The 5345-nt window shown below is 69.5% G+C and carries 5 protein-coding genes; 4 read left to right on the top strand and 1 reads right to left on the bottom strand.

Translation table 11 applies throughout. The features are described from left to right. The 4 genes from sufU to VIP82_RS22415 all read left to right on the top strand — a co-directional run. Nucleotides 1-456: Fe-S cluster assembly sulfur transfer protein SufU (gene sufU, locus VIP82_RS22430; protein ID WP_331912758.1), on the top strand; the 456-nt coding region annotated here is incomplete at its 5' end. A gap of 297 nt (nucleotides 457-753) precedes the next feature. Then, the gene (locus VIP82_RS22425; RefSeq protein ID WP_331912756.1) at nucleotides 754-2217 is read left to right on the top strand and encodes a Gfo/Idh/MocA family protein; all 1464 of its coding nucleotides are present in this window, start codon (nucleotides 754-756) and stop codon (nucleotides 2215-2217) included. 28 nt (nucleotides 2218-2245) lie between these two features. Beyond that, nucleotides 2246-3427: a beta-sandwich domain-containing protein gene (locus tag VIP82_RS22420; protein ID WP_331912754.1), complete on the top strand. Its 1182-nt coding sequence runs from the start codon at nucleotides 2246-2248 to the stop codon at nucleotides 3425-3427. A 160-nt stretch (nucleotides 3428-3587) separates the two neighbouring features. Continuing rightward, nucleotides 3588-3947, top strand: a complete 360-nt coding sequence (locus VIP82_RS22415) for a hypothetical protein (protein WP_331912752.1) — start codon at nucleotides 3588-3590, stop codon at nucleotides 3945-3947. 57 nt (nucleotides 3948-4004) lie between these two features. Here the strand turns inward: VIP82_RS22415 and VIP82_RS22410 are convergent. Continuing rightward, the coding region (locus tag VIP82_RS22410) for a class I SAM-dependent methyltransferase (RefSeq protein ID WP_331912750.1) at nucleotides 4005-5345 on the bottom strand (1341 nt) is incomplete at its 5' end.

Below are 5345 nucleotides of genomic sequence, written 5' to 3'. Positions count from 1 at the left end.
AGCGACCTCACCGGCCTGTACCAGGAGCTCATCCTCGACCACTCCCGGCGACGACTCGGCGACGGCGAACTCGCGGAGCCGCACGCGACGCACCACGAGCTGAACCCCACGTGCGGCGACGAGATCACGATGGGCATCCGCATCGACGCATCCGGCACCGTGCTCGAAGCGATCGGCTGGACCGGCGACGGCTGCAGCATCTCGATGGCCTCGGCCTCGGCGCTCACCGAGCTCGCCGCGGGCGCGGAGATCGACCGGGTGCGGGAGCTCATCGACGGGTTCCGCACGATGATGCGTTCGCAGGGCGCGGGCGACGCCGACGAAGAGCTGCTCGGCGACGCGATCGCCTTCCACGGCGTCTCGAAGTACGTCATGCGGGTGAAGTGCGCCATGCTCGCGTGGGTCGCGCTCGAGGCGTGCCTCGCCACCGCGAGCGCCGACGCCTCGCGCTCCTGACCGCCACGCTCGACGCGCGTGCCGCGAGCGAAACGAGCAGGCTCCGCTCACGGCGCATCCTCTGGGACCGGCCAAGCCGCCTGCGCTTCTCCCCCTGATCAACGGATATTTCTGCGCGCTTCCGCGCTCCATTCCCGCCTCCCGACCCCATGACATCGTCGTTGCGACACGCAGCCCAATTGATCACTCGTGATTGAATAACGCAATCTTCGATCAACTCTTGACACGAAACGATCAGGCCAGCAGGGTATGGGTTATCGAGCTTCACCGAGTTCCCTGACCGACTTGGAGAGTGTCATGACGCGTTTTCTCACCGCCCCTCGCCCCACGGAGGATCCGATCACCGCTGATCGGGACTCGGGGGCATTCGGCTTCAGCCGGCGAAACCTCCTCGGCGGACTCCTCGCCGGCGTCGCCGTCACAGCCGTGGTCCCCTCGGTCGCCAACGCGGCGATCATCCCAGCCCGGAAGGGCGGCGCGACCTCGATGGCGAACGAGCCCTTCGAGGCCGTCGACGTCGTCAAGATCGGCCTCATCGGCCTCGGCAACCGCGGCATGGGCATGCTGAACGGATGGGTCGACGTGCCCGGCACCGCCGTCACGGCGGTGTGCGACATCCGGGCCGACCGCGCCACGACCGCGGCCAACCGGGTCGCCGGCAAGGGCAAGCCGCGACCGCGCGAATACGGCGGCAGCGACGAGTCCTTCCAGAAGATGCTCGACACCGAAGAGCTCGACCTGGTCTACGTCGCGACGCCGTGGGAGTTCCATCACGCGCACGGCAAAGCCGCCCTGCTCGCGGGGGCCCATGCGGCGATCGAGTTGCCGATCGCGACCGAGCTCGACGAGCTCTGGGACCTCGTCGACACGTCCGAACGCACACGCAAGCACCTGTTCCTCGCCGAGAACTGCTCGTACGGGCGCAACGAGCTCGCGATGCTGAAGATGGCCCACGAGGGCGTCTTCGGCGACGTCACGAGCGGGCACGGCGGCTACCTGCACGACCTCCGCGCCCTGCTGTTCGCCGACGGCTACTACACCGACGACTGGCGTCGCCTCTGGCACACCCGCAGCACCGCGAGCTTCTACCCCATGCACGGGCTCGCCCCCATCGCCGCCGCCATGGACATCAACCGGGGCGACCGCCTCGAGACGTTGACCGCGACGGCGACCGCGGCGCGCGGCCTCGCCGACTACCGCGAGCGCTTCGTTCCGCGCGACCACCGCTCGTGGAAGGAGGAGTACATCAACGGCGACCTCGTCACGTGCATGATCACGACGGCGAACGGCCGCACGATCCGCGCCGAGCACAACGTCAGCCAGGCCCGGCCGTACAGCCGCATCAACACGCTCGAGGGCAGCCGCGGCATCTTCGAGGACTACGTCGGCGCCGATTCGACGGGCGCCCGCATCTACGCGGAGCCGTACCACGGCGGCGACACCTGGCGCGGGGCGAGCGCGATGCGCACGGAGTTCGACCACTGGCTCTGGAAGGACCTCGAGGGTCCGGCTGCCGGCGGTGGCCACGGCGGCATGGACTACATCCTGCAGTGGCGGATCGTGCAGCAGATGCGCGCCGGCCTCGTACCCGACATCGACGTCTACGACTCCGCCGCCTGGTGCGCACCGGTGCCCCTGAGCGTGGCGTCGCTCGAGAAGGGCGGCAAGCCGGTCGAGGTGCCCGACTTCACGCGCGGCGAGTGGAAGAAGCTGCGCCTCGGGCTCGATTCCGCGCGATCCGCCATGCCCGCCGTCGTCTGATCGATCAGCTGAGAGGAAGAACATGTCCATGAAGTTCCTTCGCCGCGCCGCCGTCGCCGGCGTGCTCGTGCTCGCGGCATCCACCTGGTCGACCGCGGCGGGCGCATTCGCCGAGGAGTCGCCGGCGACGACGCAGTCACCCTCGTCCACCGAAGCTCCATCGACGGCGGCGCCCGAGGTCGAGGCGCCCGAAACGGATGCCCCGGCCACCGAGTCACCCGAGACGGACGCGCCGGCGGTCGAAACACCGGAGACGGCCTCCCCCGCACCGGAGTCGTCGAAGCCGAGCGACACCGCGCCCGAGGCATCCGACGCCGCCGAGCCCGCACCCGAGATCACCGTCACGGTGCCCGAGATCGGTCTCGACGGCCCGGCGATCGCCGACGTCGAGATCACGGTGTCGAACGATTCGGCGCAGAAGATGAGCTCGGTCGCCGTCTCCTTCGCCGGCCCGGTCGGCTGGCAGGTCGTGCCCGCGAGCCAGAAGCTCGACGCGATCAAGCCCGGCCGCGACCAGACCGCGACCTTCCAGATCCGCATTCCCGAGAAACGCCCCGGCTTCGCCCTGCGCGTCTTCACGGCCACGGTCACCTACAAGGGCGGCGACGGCGCGGGAAGCGCGACGGGAGTGCGAGCGATGCCGACCACCCCGCCCACCGACTCGCTCGCCGCGCTCTTCAACAACGTGGGCATCACGGCCCTGTCGCAGACGACCGCCGGCAACTTCGACGGCGAGGGCAACACGTTCTCGGCGGAGCAGCTCGCAGCGGTCGGCGCGGCGCCGGGTGCCACGCTGGAGGCGCTCGGAGCCACGCTCACGATGCCGACGTCGCAGCCGGGCACCGCCGACAACGTCACGGCCGCGGGGCAGGCGCTCCGCATCGGCGCGCAGGGGCAGCGTCTCGTCTTCCTCGGCTCCGGCTCCAGTCTGAGCGCGACCGGCACCGCGACGGTCTTCTACACCGACGGCACGACCAGCTCGGGCGCGATCGGATTCCCGAACTGGTCGTTCCACGACGAGAACGCGCACGGCGCCGAACTCGCGATCTCGACGAACGGCCGGAACCGGCCGAGCGGGTACGGAGACGCCGCCTACCAGTACCGCATGTTCGCGCACTCGGTGCCGCTGACGGCGGGCAAGACGGTCGACTTCGTCGTGCTGCCGACCAACGCGACGATGCACATCTTCTCGATCGCGGTCGCGCCCTGACCCGTTCGAGCTGATCGATTCGCGCCCGGCCGATGCACATCGGCCGGGCGCGGTCGTCTGGGTCCCGGAACCGGGGACCAGAACTCGTGCACCGCAAGCAGATATTGGTCTCCAACAGCAACCCGTAGAGGCGTCGTTTCCGGCGTCAGTACGATCAGGCATGAGCTACCTGAGTCGCACCGAGGCCAAGGACATGGCTCGGGCGGTTCACGCCGTCGGCCGGTTGTTCGATGACTGCCAGGTCTCGAGGATCACGCTGCCGTGCCACATTCCCCTCGAGGCGCATGAGGGATTCTTCGTCTGGAAGGTCGACGAATGGGCGTTCGGCGCGTACCGGTGTCAACGGCATTGGTGGGGTGTCGGGTTGCAGCCGCATCACTTGGTGCGGTTGCGATCGCCGTGCCCTGAAAACGCGCGGGCAGAGCTCGAAGGCGTGCCGCGAGCGGATCTGGGGCCGATGACGACCTCGCCGGAAGCTCTCGCGATACGGCTCTACCTCCAGCGTCGGAGCCTGGCGTGAGTTCCAGTGCATCCGTTCACTGAGAAAGATCCAGCGCAGGAGAGCGGGCTCAGTGGGTCACGGCGTCCACCACGGCCGCAGCGGCAGGTCGCCGTTTCCGCCGCGTTCGTCGGGTCGCACGGCGAGCACCTGGTGCAGCTGGATGCCGCCCGTCTCGAAGGCGAGTCGGGAGCCGGCCATGTAGAGGCCCCACACCTTCGCGGTCGGCAGCCCGACCTCGGCGACCGCCTCATCCCAGTGCGCGACGAGGTTCGCGCACCAGTCGCGGAGCGTCATCGCGTAGTGCAGTCGCAGGTTCTCCTCGTGCATCACCTCGAGGCCGACATCTTGCGCCTCGGTGATGATGCGGCCAGAGCCGGTGAGCTCCCCGTCGGGGAACACGTAACGATCGATGAAGCCCTTCGCCGCGGGCTCCGAGCGGTTGTCGGGGCGCGTGATGCAGTGGTTCAGCAGCAGTCCGCCCGTGCGCAGCCGCGACTGCAGGAACGTGAAGTACGACGCGTAGTTGCGCACGCCGATGTGCTCGAGCAGGCCGATCGAGGAGACCGCGTCGAACCCGGACTCGGTGATGTCGCGGTAGTCGCCGTACCGCACCTCGGCGAGGTCGCTCAGGCCTTCGTCGACGATGGCCTGCTGCGCCCACGCCGTCTGCTCCGCCGACAGCGTCACGCCGAGCGCCCGCACACCCCGGCGTGCGGCGTAGCGCACCATGCCGCCCCACCCGCAGCCGACGTCGAGCAACCGGTCGCCCGGTTGCAGGCGCAGCTTCTCGAACACCAGCCGGTACTTGTTCTCCTGCGCCTCGTCGAGCGAGGCCGCGTCGCCGGGGTAGCACGCGCACGTGTAGGTCATCGAGGGCCCGAGCACCCACTCGTAGAAGGTGTTCGAGACGTCGTAGTGGTGGTGGATCGCCTCGGCGTCGCGGCTCTTGCTGTGCCGCAGCCCCTCGGCGACGCGCCGCCATCGGGGCGGCGCCTCCTGCGGCGGCGGCGCGATCGGCCGCAGGTGCTCGAGTCCGATGGACCGGATGACGTGGGCCATCGTGCGCGGCGGCGGCAGCTTGAAGACGAGCTCGTCGGCCAGCGCCTTCAGCAGCTCGTACGGGTCGCCGGGATGCACGCCGTGGATGTCGATGTCACCGGCGATGTACGCGCGGGCGAGGCCGAGGTCGCCGCGGCCGGTGGCGAGGTAGGTCGTGCCCCTCGGGCTCTTCAGTTCGATGCCGAGCGCCGCGTCGGCCGGCCCGGCCGAGCTGCCGTCGTAGGCGGTGAAGCGCAGCGGCAGCCTGCCGCCCGCGAAGATCTCGAGGATCTCGGCGAGGGTGAGCTTGCCCGAGGCATCCGTCGCCTCATGGTGGTCGCCGGTCGCCGTGGTCTCCGCCGCCGTGCCCTTGGTCGT

The organism is Microbacterium sp., from assembly GCF_036566905.1.
In the GTDB taxonomy this organism is placed as follows: Bacteria; Actinomycetota; Actinomycetes; order Actinomycetales; family Microbacteriaceae; genus Microbacterium.
This window is presented reverse-complemented; position numbering and strand designations above follow the sequence as displayed.